The 18,456-nt window shown below is 55.3% G+C and carries 13 protein-coding genes; 10 read left to right on the top strand and 3 right to left on the bottom strand.

All coding sequences use genetic code 11. The features are described 5' to 3' along the window. Positions 1-3: 3 nt before the first annotated feature. The 10 genes from ACYVHB_RS28105 (at position 4) to ACYVHB_RS28060 (ending at position 12,426) form a co-directional block, all read left to right on the top strand. A complete protein-coding gene (locus ACYVHB_RS28105; protein ID WP_461055222.1) occupies positions 4-336 on the top strand; it encodes a DUF6883 domain-containing protein in 333 nt (110 codons plus the stop codon). A gap of 7 nt (positions 337-343) precedes the next feature. Beyond that, positions 344-580: a DUF4926 domain-containing protein gene (locus ACYVHB_RS28100; RefSeq protein ID WP_461055221.1), complete on the top strand. Its 237-nt coding sequence runs from the start codon at positions 344-346 to the stop codon at positions 578-580. 35 nt (positions 581-615) lie between these two features. After that, positions 616-2,106 (top strand): glutamate synthase subunit beta, encoded by a 1,491-nt coding sequence (locus ACYVHB_RS28095; protein WP_461055220.1) that lies wholly within the window; start codon positions 616-618, stop codon positions 2,104-2,106. Between the two features lie 305 nt (positions 2,107-2,411). Then, positions 2,412-2,801 carry a hypothetical protein gene (locus ACYVHB_RS28090; RefSeq protein ID WP_461055219.1) on the top strand — a complete coding sequence of 130 codons (390 nt, stop codon included), beginning with the start codon at positions 2,412-2,414 and terminating at the stop codon, positions 2,799-2,801. Positions 2,802-2,947: 146 nt separating this feature from the next. Beyond that, positions 2,948-3,874: an alpha/beta hydrolase gene (locus ACYVHB_RS28085; protein ID WP_461055218.1), complete on the top strand. Its 927-nt coding sequence runs from the start codon at positions 2,948-2,950 to the stop codon at positions 3,872-3,874. Between the two features lie 68 nt (positions 3,875-3,942). Further along, positions 3,943-6,360 carry a YVTN family beta-propeller repeat protein gene (locus tag ACYVHB_RS28080; protein WP_461055217.1) on the top strand — a complete coding sequence of 806 codons (2,418 nt, stop codon included), beginning with the start codon at positions 3,943-3,945 and terminating at the stop codon, positions 6,358-6,360. A gap of 125 nt (positions 6,361-6,485) precedes the next feature. Continuing rightward, positions 6,486-8,867, top strand: a complete 2,382-nt coding sequence (locus ACYVHB_RS28075) for a penicillin acylase family protein (RefSeq protein WP_461055293.1) — start codon at positions 6,486-6,488, stop codon at positions 8,865-8,867. A 140-nt stretch (positions 8,868-9,007) separates the two neighbouring features. Continuing rightward, positions 9,008-10,792: an arginine--tRNA ligase gene (argS, locus tag ACYVHB_RS28070; RefSeq protein ID WP_461055216.1), complete on the top strand. Its 1,785-nt coding sequence runs from the start codon at positions 9,008-9,010 to the stop codon at positions 10,790-10,792. Between the two features lie 13 nt (positions 10,793-10,805). After that, the gene (locus ACYVHB_RS28065) at positions 10,806-11,426 is read left to right on the top strand and encodes a glutathione peroxidase (protein WP_461055215.1); all 621 of its coding nucleotides are present in this window, start codon (positions 10,806-10,808) and stop codon (positions 11,424-11,426) included. Positions 11,427-11,520: 94 nt separating this feature from the next. Then, positions 11,521-12,426 (top strand): 1,4-dihydroxy-2-naphthoate polyprenyltransferase, encoded by a 906-nt coding sequence (locus ACYVHB_RS28060; protein ID WP_461055214.1) that lies wholly within the window; start codon positions 11,521-11,523, stop codon positions 12,424-12,426. Positions 12,427-12,435: 9 nt separating this feature from the next. Here the strand turns inward: ACYVHB_RS28060 and ACYVHB_RS28055 are convergent, their stop codons facing one another. The 3 genes from ACYVHB_RS28055 to ACYVHB_RS28045 form a co-directional block, all read right to left on the bottom strand. After that, complete coding sequence (locus ACYVHB_RS28055; protein WP_461055213.1) at positions 12,436-14,763, bottom strand: metallophosphoesterase; 2,328 nt, start codon at positions 14,761-14,763, stop codon at positions 12,436-12,438. Positions 14,764-14,833: 70 nt separating this feature from the next. Beyond that, a complete protein-coding gene (locus tag ACYVHB_RS28050; protein ID WP_461055212.1) occupies positions 14,834-15,238 on the bottom strand; it encodes a hypothetical protein in 405 nt (134 codons plus the stop codon). Between the two features lie 82 nt (positions 15,239-15,320). Continuing rightward, on the bottom strand, positions 15,321-18,456 hold a 3,136-nt coding region (locus tag ACYVHB_RS28045; RefSeq protein ID WP_461055211.1), incomplete at its 5' end, for an SdrD B-like domain-containing protein.

Here is an 18,456-nt window from a genome sequence, read left to right as displayed (position 1 = left end):
TCGATGAAGTTACCGAACACAGATAATGCCGATGTTCCTGACCGAAAGCTAACAAGCTACCTGTTAGATCACGCTCACCCACAAAATAAAGGTAAAGCCGCTTTTTACGAGATCGTAGGCTTTACTAAAGAAAACCCAGATCATCTCCGGGTGGCCTTACTAAGCCATGTACTCGCCAATGAGGTTGCAAAGATTATCGACACCGACTTTGGCATTCGGTATGTTGTTGAAGGCTGGATGGAATGTCCAAACGGCAAACAATATTCAATTCGATCCGTATGGTTTATTGCAAACGGCGAGGAAGTTCCTAAATTAGTAACAGCATATCCAAACTGAAACGATCATGATTAAGGAAAGTGATTTGGTCGCGCTGTTAGTTGATTTACCAGGTGCTGATTTAATACGTGGTGACGTTGGCACAGTTGCTATGGTTCACGGTGACCAGCAAGGCTTTGAGATTGAATTTGTTAATGCGAGTGGCAAGACAATCGCCGTAGAAACCCTTCATCAAAGTCAAATTAAGAAAATCAACCAGCAGAAAGCGATTTTACACGTTCCAGAAATGGAATTATGGGCATGAGATTTCACTGCCCAACCCCGTAGCATACAACCACAATGGGAAAACCGACCGGATTTTTAGAGTTTACGCGGGAGCTGCCCAAAAAGCGCGATCCGCAGGAGCGCATTCACGACTACAAAGAAATTGACGTGCCGTTCTCCGAGCAGGACTCCGGGCGGCAGGCTGCCCGCTGCATGGACTGCGGAACGCCGTTCTGCCACAGCGGCTGTCCGCTGGGCAACATCATTCCAGAGTTCAACGACGCGGTGTATGAGCAGAACTGGGCCTACGCCTACGAGATTCTGGCCAGCACCAACAACTTCCCGGAGTTCACGGGCCGCATCTGCCCCGCGCCCTGCGAAGCGTCCTGCGTACTGGGTATCAACAAACCGCCCGTTGCCATCGAGTTTATCGAGAAGTCAATTGCGGAAGTGGCTTTTGAGAAGGGTTACGTGCGGGCCAACCCACCCAAAGTGCGGACCGGCAAACAGGTTGCGGTCGTTGGTTCCGGCCCGGCTGGATTGGCGGCAGCGGCTCAACTGAACAAGGCGGGTCATATCGTGACCCTGTTTGAGCGGGCCGACCAGATCGGTGGCTTGCTGCGCTACGGCATCCCCGATTTCAAGCTTGAAAAGTGGACCATCGACCGTCGGTTGGCCGTTATGGAAGCCGAAGGTATTCTGTTCAAAACCGGCGTCAATGTCGGCGTGGACGTGAAAGCGGCCGATTTGATGGAGCAGTTTGACCTGGTGATGCTCACCGGTGGCTCGACCGTTCCGCGCGATTTACCCATTCCGGGCCGCGACCTGAAAGGCGTTTACCCAGCGATGGAATTTCTGAGCCAGCAGAACAAACGCAATGCCAACCGACCCGTGCAGGTCGATCATCAGGGGGTTCCCTACGGCGACGGCGACCTGTTGGCAACGGGTAAAAACGTGGTGGTTATTGGCGGTGGCGACACGGGTTCGGACTGCGTCGGGACGTCGAACCGGCACGGGGCCGCCAGCGTCACCCAGATCGAGCTAATGCCGATGCCTCCCAAAGATCGCGCGGCAAACACACCCTGGCCCAACTGGCCGATGATGCTCCGCACCAGTACCTCGCACGAAGAAGGCTGTGAGCGGCAGTGGTCGATCAATACCAAAGCGTTCATCGGCGACGAGAACGGCAATTTGAAAGCGTTGCGCCTGGTGGACTTGACGTGGCAAAATGAAGGCGGTAAAATGCAGATGGTCGAGTTGCCCGGCTCGGAGCGCGATGTCCCCTGCGAACTGGCGCTGCTGGCCGCTGGTTTTCTGCACCCGCAACACAATGGGCTGTTAGACGATCTTGGTCTAGAATATGACGAGCGCGGCAACGTGAAAACGACTAACTACCAAACCACAACTAACCCAAAGGTTTTTGCCGCCGGGGACATGCGCCGGGGACAGTCGCTGGTGGTGTGGGCCATCTCAGAGGGCCGCGAAGCCGCCCGAGCCGCCGATTGCTACCTCATGGGCGAAACCATCCTCGAAGCAAAAGCGGTGTCGATGCTGGAAGCGGTGTAAACAGCGATTTAAGCCATGAAGCGCGTTGAAAGTGATTTGTGCTGACGTTTTTTAAAGCGATAAACGATCCTGATGACTTAATTTGATGGTAACCATTAACGCGGATATCGTGTCGTGCAATCAATAAATTTTGTAACTTTTATATAGTTTAAATAAACATCAAGCCCGTATAGAATTAAGATTACTCAAATGAGCTAACTCTTTTCTCATTTAAGCCAGTCAGCGCAGCCATCAGCTAATACCTTTGACCTACCAAAGACAATGTTACTGGATATCAGTAACGGGTAGCTGAGGAATCCTCTTTTATGCAAGCGATTGGAAATTATTACCTCATTGACCGGGGAGCGTTTAACGTAGACCCCGAAGTAGTTTACACGACCAACTCTGGTCAGACGTACACCACCGACAGTTACGGTAAACAGATGGCAGGTCAGTCAATAACGTTCGACCCGGGTTCAAATGGCAACGTTCAAAACGGCTTCACGATAAAGCTGAAAGCTGCTGTACAAGCCGGTAAGGACAAAACTGCTGACGAATCATTTGAATATGAGTCGGGTAATCCCAATACGGCTAATTACGCCATAAGCGGAACTACTTTGTTTAACACACTAAAATTTTTGGGTGTAACGACCAGCGTTGCCGCTTCGGAACAGTTAGCTGCTGAATTTGTGGCCAGTGACGCTGATGTAGCCTAAGGCACAGAGTCAGTCGGTTCGCTAATTTGTCTGTTCAAGTACAGAAGCCGTTGGCATCAGGCCAGCGGCTTCGTCTGTTTTTAAGGTATATTAACCCACACACTGCCAAGCATAGGTTTACCTTTAGCGTGACCAATAAATTGCCCATGAAACTGGCTTCCCTGCTCATCATTAATCTGTTACTGACGATTGGCGCATTCGCTCAAAAAACGACGATCACGTTTCGCAATCCTGAAGACAGCGCCGTCAACTACTATATGACGGTCATGCCGGTTGGCCCGCCGAAAGGCTTGCTGGTTCTGCTGCCGGGGTATGGCGAACTCCCGGAATACGTATACACCGAAACCGACTTACCGAAAGAAGCAGCCCGGCAGGGTTTAGTAACCGTGATCGCTACGTTGCAGCAGGGTTTTCAATCGTTTTACGTCGACGATATCTCTCAGCAGACGCTCGGCGACGTGATTCAGGACGTGCAGACTACCTACAAACTCACGGGCAAAAAGCTGTACATCGGTGGATTCTCATTAGGTGGTAGTGGGGCCGTTCGATACGCAGAACGGGCGGCTGCCTCGGCAAATCTGCCCCGACCAAACGCCGTTTTTTCCATTGACCCACCGTTGGATTTTGTGCGGATGTACGACAGTATGCAGAAGGTGAAGCGCCAAAGCAAAGCGGATGTGGCTGTTAACGAAGCGACTTTCTTCACCGAACGGATGCGCCAGGAATTTGGGGGCGAACCGTCAAGCCATCTGAAAGAGTACCTTGCCAAGTCACCTTATTGCCACTCCGATACGAACCGGCGGAACCCTAACTTACTGGAAAACACACCAATTCGTTTAATCAGCGAACCGGATATTGAGTGGCAGATGACCGAACGAAATCGCGACCTGTACGATATGAACACGCTCGACTGCGTGGCCCTCATTACTTATTTGCGGGCGGGCGGTAATACGAAAGCGGTTTATGTGCAAACGTCCGGCAAGGGCTACCGCAAACAGCAAAAAGTTCGCAACCCCCATTCGTGGTCCATCGCCGATCCGAAGGCGACCGTAGCCTGGCTGTTGCGTCAGTAAATCGCCTTAACACCCCCGTAACACCGCGCAACGGAATCGGCTCTATATTTGTCGAAAACCCCCTCAACATGCGTGCTCTACTACCTTCGTTTCTACTGGTTTTCGCTTCGTTGCTGACGTTCGCTCAGGCTCCAAAACCAGCCCAGCCAACCCGCACATCAGCCACACAGCGGCTGACGCTCCCCAATGGCTGGAGCCTGACGCCCTATGGCCGCTCGTTGCCGCTGGGTGACTTGCCCCTCAACATGGCCGTTTCGCCCAACCGCAGCCGATTAGCAGTGACCAACAACGGGCAAAGCACGCAGACAATCCAGCTTATTGATATAAAGGGAGAGAAAACGCTGAGCGAAGTACCCATCACGAAATCATGGGTTGGTTTGCGCTTTACCCCGAACGGAAAACAGTTGCTGGCATCGGGCGGTAACGACAACCGCATCCTGATTTATGACGTGTCGGGCGACCAACTCATTAAAACTGACTCGGTCATATTGGGGCAACCCTGGCCCGTGCGAATTTCAGTGGCGGGTATCGAGACGGATAAAACCGGTAAAACACTCTACGCCGTCACGAAAGATGACAGTACGCTGTACGTCTGCGACCTAAGCGCAAAGCAGATCACGAGCCGGGTTAAACTGCCCGCCGAGGCCTACACCTGCCTGCGCTCGCCCGTGTCGGATGAACTGTTTATTTCGGTTTGGGGCGGGGAGAAAATCGTTGTCTACGATCCTAAACAGGGAAAACTAACCGGCGAAATTAAAACCGGGAGTCACCCCAACGACATGAAGTTTTCTCAGAGCGGCAACACGCTGTTCGTTGCAAACGCCAACGATAACTCGGTGTCGGTGATCGACGTAAAAACCCGCCGAGTGCTCGAAACGCTCAACACGGCCCTGTTTCCCGACTCTCCGGCGGGCAGTACGCCCAACGGTCTGGCCCTGACGCCGGACGGCAAGACGCTGCTCGTGGCCAATGCGGATAACAACTGTCTGACCGTGTTTGACGTAGCGAAGCCGGGTAAAAGCCGGTCAGTGGGATTCATTCCAACGGGCTGGTATCCAACGGCGGTAACGGTAGTCGGCAACAAAGTATTGGTCGCGAACGGCAAGGGCTTTTCCTCCCAGGCGAACCCGAACGGGCCCAACCCATTCAAGCGTCGCGAGTCCGGGACCGAATACATCGGCGGCTTGTTTAAGGGAACGTTGTCCATGTTTGAGCTTCCTAAACCGGCCCAGTTAGCGACGCTGTCAAAACAGGTTTACCAGAACACACCGTACACGAAGGAAAAAGAGAAAGTAGCCGTTGGCGAAGCAGGTGCATCGCCAATCCCCAAGAAAGTGGGCGAGAAATCATCGGCTATCAAATACGTTTTTTACATCATCAAGGAAAACCGAACCTACGATCAGGTGTTTGGCGATATGCCCGGCGGTAACGGCGACACTTCGCTGTGTTTGTTTCCCGAAAAAGTCACGCCGAATCAGCACGCCCTGGCCCGCGAGTTCGTGCTGTTAGACAACTTCTACGTCGATGCCGAGGTGAGCGCCGACGGCCACAACTGGAGCATGGCCGCTTACGCCACAGATTACGTCGAAAAAACCTGGCCCACGAGCTACGGCGGTCGGGGTGGTACGTATGACTACGAAGGCAGCCGACCGGTAGCGTATCCGAAAAAGGGATTCATCTGGGATTATTGCCAGCGGGCAGGACTGCGCTACCGCAGCTACGGCGAATTTGAAGCGTATTCCCGCAAGAAAGGCTCGGCCTTAGACGGTCGGTTTGCGCCCAACTATCCCGACTACAACCTGCGAATCAAGGACATTGACCGGGTCGAAGTCTGGAAAAAAGATGTCGATTCGCTCATCGCCATCAACGCCGTGCCGCACTTCAGCAGCATCCGGCTCGGCAACAACCACACCAGCGGAGCCAGAATTGGTGCGCCGACGCCCATTGCCCACGTTGCCGACAACGATCTGGCCGTTGGGCGGTTCATCGAACACCTCTCAAAAAGTCCCATCTGGAAAGAATCAGCCGTGTTTATCCTCGAAGACGATGCCCAGAACGGGGCCGACCATGTGGACGCCCACCGGTCGCCCGCGCTCGTCATCAGCCCCTACACGAAGCGCAGGCATGTGGAGCACACGATGTACTCGACCTCGGGTATGCTCAGGACGATGGAATTGATTCTGGGATTACCACCGATGAGCCAGTACGACGCGGCTGCCACGCCGATGTTCGCCTGCTTCACTAACACGCCCACCCTCACACCCTACACCCACATCCCGACCAGCGTGGACCTCGACGCCAAAAACACGGCCATGACCGAACCCGCCCGGCAGTCGGAGAAAATTGACCTGCGTTACGCCGACAAAATTGACGACCGGCTGTTCAACGAGATTATCTGGAAAGCCATCAAAGGCGAACACTCCGTGATGCCCGCACCGAAGCGGGGGGCGTTTCTGACGGTTGAAGCGGATGACGATGATGACTAAGCGCGTGTGAAAGCAGCGTAGCGTACTACCAATTCACAGGGCGGTAAGAACGGTAAAGCCGTTTTTGCCGCCCTTTTGAGTTAGCGTTGAAATTATGCGTATGTTCGGGTTCAACCCGATTCATGATGCTCAACCGATTCGATTTTATTCTTACCCTTTGTCTATTCGCCACGTACGGCTGCTCGGCTCAGCCTAATCAGCCGCTGAACGTACCCGGCCTCCAGCAACCCGTCGAGATTATTCGCGACCGCTGGGGCGTTAACCATATTTACGCTAAAAATGAGCACGATCTATTTTTTGCCCAAGGTTACTCGGCCGCTCAGGACCGGCTGTTCCAATTAGAAATCTGGCGTCGGCAGGCAACCGGCACCGTGGCCGAACTCCTCGGTCCGCAGGAGGTGAAGCGCGACATTGGTACGAGATTATTTCGGTTCCGACCCACGGCTGGCGACCTCGACACCGAACTCCGGCACTACCATCCGCGTGGTCCGCAGATTGTTCGGGCGTTTGTCGATGGTATCAACGCCTACATCACCAAAGCGCTGAAAACACCGGCTACGCTGCCCTTCGAGTTTCAGGTGCTGGACACAAAACCAGGCCTGTGGACGCCCGAAGTCGTCATCAGCCGCCATCAGGGACTGGCGTATAACGTCCGGGAAGAGTTGAACTACGGCCGGTTGGTCAAGCTCATCGGCCCCGACAAGCTGCGCGAGTTAAGCTGGTTTCATCCCAAAACGAAACCAAACGAACCGGATTTGACCCTGCACGTCAACGGCGACCAACTCTTTCAGCCAATTCTGGAACTGTATGAAGCCTTTCGATTACCACTCAAGTTTGGCGGACGCGCGACGAAGGCCGACGAGGACGAAGCCAGCCGAGACGACTACTTCAATAACGAGAAACAATATATCGGCTCCAATAACTGGATCATCTCCGGCAACAAGTCGAGCAGTGGCTACCCCATGCTGGCCAACGACCCGCACCGGGCGCAATCAACGCCGTCGCTGCGCTACTGGGTGCATCTGAACGCGCCGGGCTGGAACGTAGTCGGTGCCGGTGAGCCAACGCTGCCGGGTATTTCCATTGGTCACAACGACTATGGCGCTTGGGGATTGACGATTTTCGAGACCGACAATGAAGATCTGTACGTATACGAAACGAACCCGGCTAACCCCAACCAGTACCGCTACAAAGGCAAGGGTGCGGCAAGTAGCTGGGTGGCCATGAACGTGCTCACCGAAACCATTCCAGTAAAGGGTGGATCGCGCGTTGTGGCTACGCTGAAATATACCCGACACGGCCCGGTGGTGTTTGAGGATAAAGTGAACCACAAAGCGTATGCCGTGCGGGCTGGCTGGCTCGAAACGGGCTGTGCGCCGTATTTAGCCAGTTTGCGGATGAACCAGTCTAAGAACTGGACCGAATTCCGGCAGGCGTGTCTGTTTAGCCGACTGCCGGGCGAAAACATGATCTGGGCGGATAAAAGCGGCACCATTGGCTGGCAGGCGGTGGGTCAGTCACCAATCCGAAAAAATCATACCGGCTTGGTGCCGGTGCCGGGCGACGGCCGATTCGAGTGGGGCGGCTACCTGCCCATTCAGCAGTTGCCCAACAAACTCAACCCGCCCGAAGGCTACGTCGTCACGGCCAACAACAATCTCACCCCGGCTAATTTTCCAGTCCGCAACGCGATTGGCTGGACGTGGTCCGGGCCGAGTCGGGCGCACCGCATTGAGGAAGTACTGAACGACGGTAAACGCAAGAGCTTAGTGGATTTCATGGCCCTGCAAGCCGATTACTTGTCCATTCCTGCCCGGAAACTGGTACCACTGTTACAAAACCTGTCGTCGCCCAACGGCAGCACGGAACAGGCGCTGAGTTATTTGCGGAAGTGGGATTATAAGCTTGATCCCAGTTCGGTTCCGGCCGCGATCTACGTAGCGTGGGAGGATCAGCTAAAAAAGACGATAGCGCAGCAGATAATTCCCCAAGCGGCCCTACCCTACCTCAAAAGCCTTCCGACCAAGCGAATTATAGATGCGTTGTTGCCACCAACCGCCAGTCGCGACAGCCTGCTGCTCGTTTGCCTCGACCGCGCCGTGGCCGATTTGACCACCCGACTCGGGGCCGACCCAGACGACTGGTCCTACGGGCAGCGCAAAAACAAGCACATCACCATCACCCACCCGCTCAGCGACCTGGTCGAGCAGTCGATGCAGCAAAAAATAAACTTCGGTCCGGTGGCGCGGGGTGGTTATGGCGAAACCGTCAACGCAACGGCCAACAACCTCAACCAAACCCACGGGGCCTCGTTCCGAATTTTGGTTGATACGGAGGATTGGGACAAAACACTGGGTATTAACAGCCCCGGTCAGTCGGGCGACCCGGCCAGCCCCCACTACCGCGACCTGTTCCCGATCTGGGCCGAAAACGGGTATTTCCCGGTGTTTTTCTCGAAGGAGAAAGTCAAGTCTGAAGCCGAAAGCACGACGGTGCTGCGGCCGTAATTTTTGTCATGCTGAGGAAAGAAGCATCTTCTCAACCGACTGTTGTAGCCACCGAAGATACTTCGTTCCTCAGCATGACAAAGAAAGGTTCGTACTTTTGCCCCCGCTAAACCGCCACCGTTAGTGCGGTTAATGACTACATGGATATACAGGACGAAGTAAGCAGTGCCATTCAACGGGCCGTTGCTGCATTATATCAGCAGGAAATCGGCGACGTAGTTCTACAACCCACCAAAAAAGAATTCGAGGGAACGTACACCTTCGTTACGTTTTCCCTCACGAAAGCACTCCGTCAGGCACCGGCGCAAATTGGGCAAGCCATCGGAGCCTGGTTGGTTGAAAATAGCGAGATCGTCAGCGGATTCAATGTCGTACAGGGATTTTTGAACATCAGCATCGCCGATGCGGCCTGGCTGGAGGTGCTGACTGATATTGCCGATACGTCAACCTTCGGAACCTTACCTGCAAACGGGCAATCGGTGATGGTTGAGTTCTCGTCGCCCAACACCAACAAACCCCTTCACCTCGGCCACCTGCGCAATATTTTCCTCGGCGATTCAGTCAGCCGGATTCTCAAGGCTAATGGGTACAACGTCGCCAAAACCTGCATCGTCAACGACCGGGGCGTTCACATCTGTAAGTCGATGCTGGCTTATCAGCTATTCGGTGATGGGGAAACGCCGGAGTCAGCCGATATGAAGGGCGATCACCTGATTGGCAAATACTACGTGCTGTTTGATAAGGCCTACAAAGCACAGGCCGAGGAGATGGTAGCGCAAGGATCTGAGAAGGAAATCGCCGAAAAAACGGCCCCACTGATGCAGGACGTGCAGCAGATGCTCAGGCTGTGGGAACAGGGCGATCCTGATACGCTGGCGCTCTGGAATAAACTCAACGCCTGGGTCTACGCCGGGTTCGAGGCAACGTACCGCAGCGTTGGCGTCAGCTTCGACAAAACCTATTACGAATCCCAGACCTATCTGCTCGGTAAAGAAATCATTGAAGAAGGATTGCAGCAAGGCGTTTTCTACCGCAAAGACGACAATTCGGTTTGGATTGACCTGACCGACGAAGGACTGGACCATAAGCTCGTGCTGCGGTCCGATGGTACGTCGGTGTATATGACGCAGGACCTCGGCACGACCGAACTGAAGTACGGCGACTTTGACAGCAACCGCCAGATTTGGGTGGTGGGTAATGAGCAGGATTACCATTTCAACGTCCTGTTTGCCATTCTGCGCCGGTTGGGTCGGCCCTACGCCAACCAGTTGTATCACCTCTCCTACGGCATGGTCGATTTGCCGTCGGGTAAGATGAAATCCCGCGAAGGCACTGTAGTCGACGCTGATGATCTGATTCAGGAAACGACCGAAGCCGCGTCCGCAGCCGCCGACGAGGCCGCCAAAGGTAAACTCGATGAGTTCAGCGCCGAAGAAAAGTCCAGTCTGTTTCAAATGCTGGGATTGGGGGCGCTGAAGTATTATTTACTGAAAGTGGACCCCCAGAAACGAATGCAGTTCAACCCCACCGAGTCGGTCGATCTGCACGGCAACACGGGGCCTTACATCCAGTATGTCCATGCCCGAATTCGGTCGGTGCTGCGCAAGGCGGCTGAGACGGGTTTACCAACTGATGGACCCGTTGCCGCAACGGAATTAGACGAAATCGAGCAGCAACTCATCTTTCTACTGAGTCAGTATCCGCAGCGGGTAAAAGAAGCGGGCGATGATCTGGCTCCGTCCTACGTTGCGCAGTACGCCTACGAACTGGCCAAAACGTTTAACCAATTCTACGATAAGCTGTCGATTCTGAAGGAGACCGACCCCGACAAACTCCGCAACCGGCTTATTCTGTCGGCATCAGTGGCGGAAACCATCCGGAAGGCGATGGGGTTGTTAGGCATAGACGTTCCCGAAAAAATGTGAATTCCAAACCACCATGAAAAAGCCCCTCATTTTCACCCTAATTGCGGTTGCGCTCGTCGTGGCCCTTACCAGCTTTATGTCGTTATCAACGATTGTCAAAGGTATTTTCAGCGATAAGAAAGATGCCGCTGCTGCGCCAACCAACATGGAAGCGCCCACCAAATCGCTCTATGATTTCACCGTAAAAAGCATCGACGGCAAAACGGTGCCTTTAAGCGGCTTCAAAGGCAAAAAAGTTATAATCCTCAATACAGCTTCCAAGTGTGGTTACACACCACAATATGCCGATTGGGAAAAGTTCTACAAAGCGCACGGTGACAAAATTGTCGTGCTGGGTTTCCCGGCCAATAACTTCATGGGTCAGGAGCCGGGCAGCAACGAAGAGGTCGCCAGTTTCTGCCAAAAAAATTACGGCGTCACGTTTCCGATGTTTGAGAAGGTCGACGTGGTCGGTAACGATCAGGCCCCGCTCTACAAATGGCTGACGACCAAATCGCTCAACGGCTGGAACGACAAAGCCCCAACCTGGAATTTCTGCAAATACGTCATCGACGAAGCGGGCAAACTGACCAACTTCTTTGCATCGGGCGTGAAACCCGACGACGCGGAGTTCAAGAAAGCCGTTGGAATTTAATTAGTGAAAGAGCGAGAGAGTGAAAGAGCGGATAAGGCCAGCGTTGGCTGTTCGCTCTTTCACTCTCTTGCCCTTTCACTCATTCACTAATTGTATGAACCCCTGGATCGCTGCGGCCCGGCCGCGTACGTTACCGCTGTCATTGGCCAGTATTATTCTGGGTAGTCTGCTGGCGCTGGCTAACGTGCAGTTTAGCTGGACAATCGCGCTGCTGGCCTCGCTGACAACGATTTTCCTGCAAGTTCTATCCAACTTCGCCAATGACTACGGCGATGCGGTGTCGGGCAAGGATACCGATCAGCGGGTAGGACCACGCCGGGCCGTGGCCACCGGCGATATCACCAAAGAAGCCATGCTGCGCGGCATCGTCATCACGGCGGTGCTATCGCTCGTTAGTGGGGTGTGGCTGCTGATCGAATCATTTCGTGATTCAGGTACCTCCAATATTCCTCCCCGGTTCTGGATTTTTCTAATTCTCGGTTTGCTCAGCATTGCCGCTGCGGTGGGTTACACCAATGGGAAACGACCGTATGGCTACGCCGGTTTTGGCGACATTGCGGTGCTGGTTTTCTTTGGCTGGGTGGGCGTGCTGGGCACCTATTTTCTGCACACGCTGTCGTTTGTGCCGCTGCTGCTGCTACCCGCCACGAGCGTTGGTCTGTTTGCCACCGGCGTGTTGAACATCAACAACATTCGCGATATTGAGACCGACACCATGACGGGCAAACGCTCCATTCCGGCGCGGCTGGGCCGGTCGCTGGCCATTCGGTACCACTGGGGATTGCTGATTGCGGGCATGGCCTGCGCCCTGACGTATTCGTTCCTCAACGAAGCGTCCTGGGTGGGCTATATCTACGTGCTGGCGTTTCCGCTGTTTGTGCTGAACGGGCGGGCGGTAGCCACCCACGAACGCCCCGCCGAACTCAACGCCCGGCTGGGTCAATTAGCGCTCTCGACGCTGCTGTTTGTGGTGCTCTTCGGCGTTGGACAGGTGCTGTAGGTATTGGGTTTATTCCCGGACAACCTTCCGCGTAATCGTCTGCTGACCGACCTGCACCGTTAACAGATACGTTCCAATACGATCCGGCATCGGAACGGCCTCCTCTGCCAGCGTTGACGAATTAAATTTCTTCTGATAAACCAATCGTCCCTGTCCGTCGTGCAGGCGGAGATTGGTTTCTTTTTTCTGACCCGTCGAGAGCGTCACATAAATAACATCTTTCGCTGGATTAGGGTAAATATGTAAATACCCGCCCGCAAATGGCGCTATTTCGGTTGGCAACAGCACCGTAATCATCGCCTGACCGGTCGAGGTTCCCGATCCGCAGCTATTTTCAACCGTGGCAACCGAATACGACGTCGTCTGCGACGGCTGAACGCTTACTACCGTCGGGCTGGTTGTGGCCGAGAAGGTTGTCCCGGTCGATAATGTGCCCCGCCACGGCCCCTCGCCCGTGAAGGTGAGCGTTAAGGAGGCCGGTTCACCAGCCAATACCGACGCTGAACCGGTGAGGGTAGCCGTTGCGGGCAGTTTTACGGCAATTGGTTCGCTCGGCACCAATTGGGCGTAGGCAATGCCACGCGGCCGAACCCGCAGCCGGTAGCCCGTTCCGGCGGGGAGAGAGGCGGGCAGCGTCGCGTTGAGCGCCGTTAGCGTACCAGATCCAATCACGCGCCCCGCCGAAAAACTACCCGACGCGTCCGACAGCAGCACGTCATACTGCCAGCCAGCGGCCTTCGTCGTGTTTTCGGGTGTGGCCGTAACGGCGAGGGTGCCACCCGCACAGACCGACGCCGACGTTCGGGTGGTGAGCACCGGTTGCGGCAGAACCAGTACCGTGAACTGATCGGTCAGGCACTGTTGGGCGTCGCTGACGGTAACTGGAAACGTACCGGATTTGTCGGCAACGTACCGAATTGAACGGCTCGTCTGGCTGTCCATCCAGCGGTAATCGCCAACCCACGAGGCCGAAATCTGGAGTGTATCCGCAAATTCAGCCGTGAGCGAGGCAACTTTATTAACGGCCTTCATCAGCGTGAACTTGTCCTGCACCGAGCCGTCGTACGCGATAAACTGCGCGTCGAGCCGGTTATCGGTTACGTCGAGGAGCATCGAACCACCCCAAATGTCGCCCCGGTAACCCGCTGCCATGCCCCCGTGCGGGTAGCCCGGCGACACGCCCCCCAATGCCCCGCCCGACCCGTTCACCACATACACCGTTCCCTGGCCTTTGGTCAGGATAGGGCAGGAATTGGGCGAACCATCGTAGCGGGCAGTGGTGGCTTCGGCAATGTGCTTCGCCGGGTCGAACGTATTGGCCAAACCGGTTTGGTTTTTTAACCGGTAATAGCGTTCGTAGTTGTGGCTGTGGCCGTTCATGACCAGATCAACCCCGTAACGTTCAAAGATGGGCGTCAGGTTTTCGCGCAGCAGTCGCATTTGCTCTTCCGTGTCGGAGTCGTGCGACCCTTTGCTGTAGGGCGGGTGGTGGAAAATAACCAGTGTCCAGGGCAGTCGGTTGGCGGCTAAATCGCGCTTGAGCCACTGTACCTGCGTACCGGTGGTGTCGTAAAGTCGTTTCTGATCGTCGGGTTGCTGCGCCTGTGAATCGAGCGAAATGAGGTGAACGTTGCCGTAATCAGCCGAGAAATAAGCCGATGAATTTGAGGCTACTCCCCCCGCTTCTCCTTGCTTCGGCACAGAAAAAAGTTTGTAGTAAGTAATGTCGAAATTGGTCCGGCTATCGGCGTAATCGTGGTTACCGGGTGTTGGATAAAAAGGCGTGTTTCGGAACGTTGATCCATATACGTCGAACACGTATCGTTGAAACTGGTCATCGAAGCCGCAGCAGTACGCGTTGTCGCCGAGCCAGAGCCACAGGTCGGCAGGGCGGTTACTGGTAGCGGTACGATACGCCTGATAAACGGCCCGCTGATTGTCGTTACCAAAGCCAAAGTCGCCCAGCACCCACAGCCGAAACGGGCGGGTGTCGCCAGTTGGTGGAGCTGTCTGAACGTAATAATCCGGTCCCGATGTTAGCTGAGTTTCGTCGTAACCAATGGCGTAGGCGTACCGTGTGGCCGGTTGCAGGCCCGTCAGGGTCAGGCTATGATCGAGTGCAGGCTGCGTTTCGCGCTGACTGCCAGTGAGTTGAGCAGTCGTAGGACCCGTCCATACCCGACCCGTTGTGGGCTGACTCGTTCGCCAACGGACGGTGACGGAGGTGGGCGTAACGACTTGTAGGTAGGGACCGCGTACCAGCGTGGGCGTCTGAGCGGAGACGATACCGGCGGTCAAAAACAGAAATATAACGGATAGGTAAGGGACGGATCGCATACGGTGGGAATAGTTAACCACCGCAAAAGTAAGCCTGATGCAGGACATTCCTGCGTCAGGCTCAGTCTCCTCAGTGACTGCCGTTTGTCAAGGCCCGGTGCATGCGCAGCAGTTGCCGCACGGGCCACTCCGACTGATTGTACAGTTCCAGTTGATTCGTTTTAATGAGCAGCAAGCGCTCCGTTTTCCGCCGTTGGTCGTTTGGCGTTGTTCGCAGGTGACCGGGCAACTCGTGGAGCGCCTGATTGAGCTGAATACAGGCCGTAACGGGCAGCGCAAAATGAGTGGCTAACCGCTCCACGTCCGACAGTTTCCAAAGGTCGGGTTTGGCGCGCCGGTTTCGGATCGCGTTGCCGCTGACTCCGAGTGCTGTTCCTAATTGCTCATCATTGAGCGAACATTCGCGCAGGCGCCACATAATGGCCTGGTAATTATTGGCGAATGAGTGCAGGGTAGTCCGTAGATAGTCGATCAAGGCGGTAATAATGTTTAGTGACGTGAAGTAATAAACGGGGGCCGCCGGTTAGCGGCCCCCGTTGCTGCTGCTTAGTTGCTATTTACCGAGTCCGCGTAATCACAAACGGTACGCATTTGGCGGGCGGGCAATCCGTTACCAATCCGGCATCCACCGCTGTAATGTTACGCTGAGCCGGGTCGGTCAGTACAATCGTGATAACCCCCGTGCGGCCCGTTACCGGATCGGCGTCGCTGTCAAGATCGTCGGGCACACCCGGTGCATTCGGACTCTGAGTGAACGTAAAGCCCGCTGGCAGATTCGTGCCGTCGAACTCAACGATGTAGTTTCCGGCGGGTAGGTTCGGGAATAGATAGCCACCGTTGCCCGTCGTCAGCGTCACCGAAACTACCGTGTAGTTACCCGGTGTCGTTTCCTGTAACAACCGGACCGTCACGCCACTGACGCCCGGCTCACCCGGATCCCGCCGACCATCCCGATCCAGGTCGTTGAAGACCATATCGCCGATACTGCCCGTTGGTGGGGAGAAGCCCGCATCGACACTCGTGTCGTTCTGGCCCGAAGTCAGCGTGACCGGTGTGGTAATACCGCCCACTGGATCAGAGTCAAGTTCATCGTCCCCGCCCACGTTGGGAGCCGACGCGGTGAAGTTGGCTGGCGTGGTGAAGCTCACACTGTACGGTACACCCGGCGTCAATCCGGTGAAGGAGTACATCCCGGCAACATTCGTAACGGTAGTTGCTACAACCGTGCCGTTGCTGACTAGTGTCACCGTCACACTGCTGATTGGCGTATCGCCCCCGTCCTGCACTCCATTGTTGTTGTTATCGGCGAAGACCATGTTACCTAAGCTGGCTGTCTGGTAGTAGCCCTGATCGACCGTCGAGTTGTTCTCGTTGGCCGTCAGCGAGTAAGTACCCGTCAGACCCGTCACCGGATCACCGTCACTGTCAATAGCGTCAGCACCCACGTTCTGCAACGTAGCCGAGAAGCCTGCCGGGGTCGTGAAGCTCACCGAGTAAGGAACGCCCGGTGTCAGACCCGTGAAGCTGTACAGACCGCTGGCATCGGTGGTAGTCGAAGCGACTGGCGTCAGGGTGCCGTCTAAAAGCACCACGACCACACCCGGAATGCCGGGTTCCGCAGTCGGAGATCCCTGTTGCCCATCGCGATTCGCATCGACAAACACGCGGTCGCCCAACGAAGCCGTCAGTAGGATGAAGCCTGCATCAACTGAGGTGTTGTTCTCTCCTGATGTCAAGGTAACCGGAGCCGTAATACCCCCTCCTACTGGATCACTATCGATGGCGTCGTCGACACCCACGTTAGGAACGGTAGCCGAATAATTGGTCGGTGCCGTGAAGCTCACTGAGTAAGGAACACCCGGCGTCAGACCCGTGAAGGAATACATTCCAGCGATATCAGTAGTAGTGGTCGCCACGACTGTGCCATTGCTGACCAGCGTCACCGTTACACTGCTGATTGGCGTGTCGCCCGCATCCTGCACCCCGTTCTGGTTGTTGTCGGCGAAGACTGAGTTACCCAAGCTGGCGGGTTGGTAGTAACCCTGATCGACGGTGAGATTATTCTCATTAGCCGTCAGCGAGTAAGTACCCGTCAGGCCCGTCGCCGGATCACCGTCACTGTCGGTAGCATCAGCACCCATGTTCTGCAACGTGGCCGAGAAGCCTGCCGGAGCCGTGAAACTCACTGAGTAAGGAACTCCTGGGGTTAGACCCGTGAAGCTGTACAGGCCATTCACGTCCGTAGTAGTCGAAGCTACCAATGTGCCGTTACTGAACAGGCTGACCGTCACATTGAAGATACCTGGCTCCTGAGCCACTGGTCCTTGCTGCCCATCGCGGTTAGCGTCGACAAACACACGGTCACCTAACGAAGCGGTCAGCAGAATGAAACCTGCATCTATACTGGTATTGTTTTCCCCACTGGTTAAGGTAACCGGCGCCGTAATGCCTGCCACCGGATCACTGTCAATGGCATCATCCCCACCCACGTTGGGCGTCGACGCCGAATAATTGGCCGGTGCCGTGAAGCTCACTGAATAAGGAACACCCGGCGTCAGACCCGTGAAGGAGTACAGACCGGCAACGTCAGTAGTCGTGGTTGCGACCACCGTACCGTTGCTGACCAGCGTCACCGTCACGCTTGAGATCGGCGTATCGCCTGCATCCTGCACCCCGTTCTGGTTGTTGTCGGCGAAGACTAAGTTACCCAGGCTGGCCGTCGACGTACAGGAAATCGGAGCGGCATACGTAGTTGACGCGCCCGTGCTGCAGATTCCGGTTGACGCTACGGTGACCGTGTGAGCACCCGTTCCTGAGAGTAAGCCCGACAAGCTGAACGTAGCGGAGGATTGACCCGCTGAAACAGAGACCGTAACCGTTGCCGTACCATCCGTAATCGTCAGACTGGCAGCCGGTGAATTAGTCAGGCTTACTGTGCCCGTCAGTGTGAATTCATTGGTAGCCGTGTTACAAGCGCCGGGTGTGACGGTTAACGACAACCCAGTACCCGTGACGATGATCGTTGTCGTAGCACTGCAACCCGCCGGATTGGTGCTCACTACATCGAACACGCTTACTCCCGCACTTACTAAGACCGGCGCATTAATAACAGTGCCGCTCAGACTAAAGACGTTCGTTAAGCCACTCAGGATCGTCAAACTCGTCAAATCCAGCGTAGTGCCTGCGCACAGACTCAGGCTGATGGGCGAGAGTGGTGATATTCCTGGCACCGTCACACCCGTTACACTGATCGTTGTTGTTGCGCTGCATCCCAGCGGGTTGGTGCTGGTAACGTCGAAGAGGCTAACTCCGGCACTCACCGATAAAGGATCGGTCAGCACTGTCCCACTCAGACTGAACACATTGGTTAAGCCGCTCAGGATTGACAGCGACCCACCCGGACCCGTCAGCGAAGACAGACTCACACTGGTACCTACGCACAGCGACAGACCCAAGGGCGGTAGCACCGGTGCGTTCACACCCGTTACACTAATAGTTGTAGTAGCCGAGCAGCCCAGCGGATTGGTGCTCACTAAGTTGAAGGCGTTCAGACCCGCTACCACACTCAGGTTGGTGGGCACCGCGCCCCCGCCCAGTAAGGTCGTTGTCAGACCCGTCAGCACGTTACCCGGTACGCTGCCCAGCAGGCTGGTCAGGTTCAGGGGTACACCCACGCACAGGCTCACGCTGATC

The organism is Spirosoma arcticum, from assembly GCF_054779955.1.
Note: the sequence above shows the minus strand (reverse complement) of the source record. Positions and strands in the feature narration are given on the sequence as shown.